We start from the raw sequence: 3352 nt of genomic DNA, 5'->3' as shown, positions 1-3352 counted from the left end.
GTTCGAAAGTACGGCGCGACCCCGCGCAACACGGACTACCACGCCGAGATGGGCGTCAGAATCCTCCTCTCCGCGCTGGCCCGCACCGCCGCCCGATACGACAAGGGCGTCACGCCGCTGTTGACCCACGCGACGAGCCACTACGTCCGAACCTACCTCGAACTGGACGAGGGCGCGACGACCGCGAACGGTGCCATCGACGAACTCGGTCACCTCTATCACTGCGAGGACTGTCTTCACCGCGAGCACGAGTACGGCCTCATCGCGAATCCACCCGAAACCTGCCCCGCGTGTGAGAGCAACCGCTTGCTGACTGCGGGTCCCGTTTGGCTCGGCCCGACTCACGACGCCGACTGCGTGGACGCGGTTGCCGAGAACGTCACCGAGGAGATGGGTACCGCGAAGAAGGCGAACAAGCTCCTGACCCAACTCTCGGGCGAACTCCACCGACCGACCCACTACGACCAACACCGACTCTGTAAGGAGTGGACGCGCTCGGCCTCTGGCATGGACGAGTTCCTGGAGCGCCTTCGGGATGCGGGCTACGAAGCCTCCCGCTCCCACTACGGCGGGACGACGTTCAAGACGCCCGCGAACGTCGCCGAGATTCGTGAAGCGACGCGACCATAGGTGACAGGTGAGCGGTAGTGGCCAACGCTTTTGGTTGAATTCGCCGAAGTACACCCCGTGAATATCGGAACTACGGCACGGGAAACCGTCGGTTACGCGCGTGAACAGGAAATCACGTTTCTCGCGGCGGGGATCGCCTACTACGCCTTCATCTCGATCCTTCCGGCGCTGTTGTTGGCGCTCGCCATCGCGTCGTTCGTCGGCGGGGACACGTTCGCGAATCACGTCGTCGGGACGGTCCAGACGCTTCTCTCCCCGAAGGCACAGGACATCGTTCAGAATTCGCTCTCCAGCGCGTCGGGACGTGGAAGCGCGACGGTCGTCGGTTCTCTCGTCCTCGTCTGGAGTACCCTGCGCGTGTTTCGTGGATTGGACGAGGCGTTTTCACGGGTCTACGGCGTGAACGTCGCGGAACCGTTCACCGAGACGCTGACCGATGCGGGCCTCGTGTTGGCCGTCATCGCCGTGGGAGTCTCGGGCGTCGCGGTGGTCAACATCCTCCTTCCGTCCATGGCGTGGCTGCCGTTCGAGCGAACGCTCACGTCGATTGCCCTCCTGTTCGTTTTGGTTCCGGTGTTCTTACCCCTGTACTATTTCTTCCCCGACACCGACGTTACGGTCCGTGAGATACTTCCCGGAACGATATTTGCGACACTCGGCTGGACGGCGCTCCAAGCGGTGTTCAGCATTTACGTCGATTCAGCGGCGCAGTTCTCCGCCTACGGCGTTCTCGGCGGCGCGTTGTTGTTGGTCACGTGGCTCTACCTCGGCGGCATCGTCCTCCTGTTCGGCGCGGTCATCAACGCGGTTCTCGCGGGACGGCATTTCAGGAAAACTAAAGGCGTGGCAGGCACCAGGGAAAGACAGCAGGAAGTCAAAGGAGAGGACATGACCGACGATACAGAGCAGTCCGCACCGGACATCCTCGACCTCCGAGACGACGTGGAACGTCTACAGTCGGAGTTCGAGGAGTTCGAACACGATGTCGATGAGCGCACAGTTCAGAAATCCAAGTTGGAGTCGGAACTGAAGGGATACGTCCGGAGACGGATGCGCCGTGGGCACGCGCGCGGATGGGGTCCGTATCTCGTTCTCCTGTACGGGACGGCGATGACGCTCGGCGCGTTCTGGTGGCTCAAAAGTTGGTGGGCCATCCTCGCCATGTTCATCATCTGGCTCTCGACGCTCGGGCTATACACCCTGATGATGCTCGTCGGGTTCGGCGTGAGCGCCGCGATGGTCCCCGGGCGTGTCGGCGGTCGGATTCAGGACTGGCGCTCGTAGTCATGTCCCGTGGTTGGGGAGTGGTGGAGTTCTTCCATCAAGTGTTACCGCATTGGATACCGCAGGTGTTCGCCTACGTCACCCAACTCGGTAATGCGGGGCTGTTTTTCGTTCTCGGTGCGCTGCTCTACTGGACCAGCGACGACCGCGAGAAGTATGGATTCCTCCTCGCTGCGACGTTGGGCGCGCTGTCGTTGACGCTCGCGCTGAAAGGGTTTTTCGCGCTGGCACGGCCGCCCGAGACGTATCACGTCGTGAATGCGTCGGGATACGGCTTTCCGAGCGGTCACGCGCTCGGCTCGACCGTGTTTTGGGTCCTCCTCGCGCTGACGTTCGACCGCGGGAGCAGAGCGACACGGCTGGCGGTTGCGAGCGTCATCGTTGCGCTCGTCTGCCTCACACGACTCGTCCTCGGCGTTCATTTCACCGTCGACGTGATCGCCGGCGTCGGAGTCGGCCTCGTCTATCTCGCCGTCCTCATCGGTGGCTTCAAGCGACGGCCGAGACCGGCGTTCGCCCTCGCCGTCCTCTGGGCCTTCGCGGCGCTCTGTATCGTTATCCTCATGCCACCCATCACTGCCGCACTCGCGGAAACCGACCTGGTGGATGCCGTCACCGCACTCGGCGGGACCATCGGGGCGTTGATCGCGTGGGAGTCGGTCGGACCACCGGACGGAACGGTGTCCCGTTCGACGGCCGTCGTGGGGCTTTTTTCCCTCGGTGTCCTCTCGTACATCGGACTCCGAGCATCGCTGCCGCTCGCCGCCATCTTCGCCATCAACGCGGTAGTACAGGGTGGAATCGTCGCGTATCCAAAAATAGTTGGACGGAGAGGGATTCGCGCTTAGAACTTCTCCAAGTACTTCTCTTTCTCCCAGTCGGAGACGAACACGCGGTAGTCGGCGTAGTCCGCACGCTTGGCTTCGATGAACTTCTCGGTGACGTGCTCGCCGAGTCCTTCGGTGACGACGTCGTCGGCTTCGAGCGCGTCGACCGCTTCGTCGAGCGAACCGGGGAGCGTCGTGATGCCGTACTCCTCACGCTTCTCGTCGTCGAACTCGTAGATGTCCTCGCGGACCGGTTCGCCGGGGTCGGCGTCGTTTTCGATACCTTCGAGCCCGGCCGAGATGACGGCGGCGAGCGCGAGGTAGGGGTTGCACGACGGGTCCGGACTCCGGATTTCGAAGCGCGAACTCGCGCCCGCGGCGTCGGGGACGCGGATGAGCGCCGAGCGGTTGGTGTCGCTCCACGCGACGTAGACGGGTGCTTCGTAGCCGGGGACGAGGCGCTTGTAGGAGTTGACGGTCGGGTTCGTGACGGCGGTGAACGCTTCGGCGTGGTTCAGGATGCCGCCCATGAACTTGTAGGCCGTCTCGGAGAGGTTGAACTCGTCGTCGGGGTCGTCGAACGCGTTACCGTCCTCGTCGAAGAGGCTGAT

Annotated in this window: 3 protein-coding genes and 1 pseudogene; 3 read left to right on the top strand and 1 reads right to left on the bottom strand. The window is 63.0% G+C overall.

The window, feature by feature from the left end; genetic code table 11:
• The 3 genes and pseudogenes from WBV42_RS20205 to WBV42_RS20195 form a co-directional block, all read left to right on the top strand.
• Positions 1-630, top strand: a pseudogene (locus tag WBV42_RS20205) (tRNA (guanine(26)-N(2))-dimethyltransferase); the annotation flags it as partial.
• 57 nt (positions 631-687) lie between these two features.
• The gene (locus WBV42_RS20200) at positions 688-1914 is read left to right on the top strand and encodes a YihY/virulence factor BrkB family protein (protein ID WP_423987626.1); all 1227 of its coding nucleotides are present in this window, start codon (positions 688-690) and stop codon (positions 1912-1914) included.
• A gap of 23 nt (positions 1915-1937) precedes the next feature.
• A complete protein-coding gene (locus tag WBV42_RS20195; protein ID WP_423987625.1) occupies positions 1938-2762 on the top strand; it encodes a phosphatase PAP2 family protein in 825 nt (274 codons plus the stop codon).
• Here WBV42_RS20195 and WBV42_RS20190 read toward each other — a convergent pair.
• Positions 2759-3352, bottom strand: a 594-nt coding sequence (locus tag WBV42_RS20190) for a glutamine synthetase family protein (RefSeq protein WP_423987624.1), incomplete at its 5' end; no start/stop codon positions are given. The genes WBV42_RS20195 and WBV42_RS20190 overlap by 4 nt on opposite strands.

The organism is Haladaptatus sp. (assembly GCF_049589095.1).
Lineage (GTDB): Archaea > Halobacteriota > Halobacteria > Halobacteriales > Haladaptataceae > Haladaptatus.
Note: the sequence above shows the minus strand (reverse complement) of the source record. Positions and strands in the feature narration are given on the sequence as shown.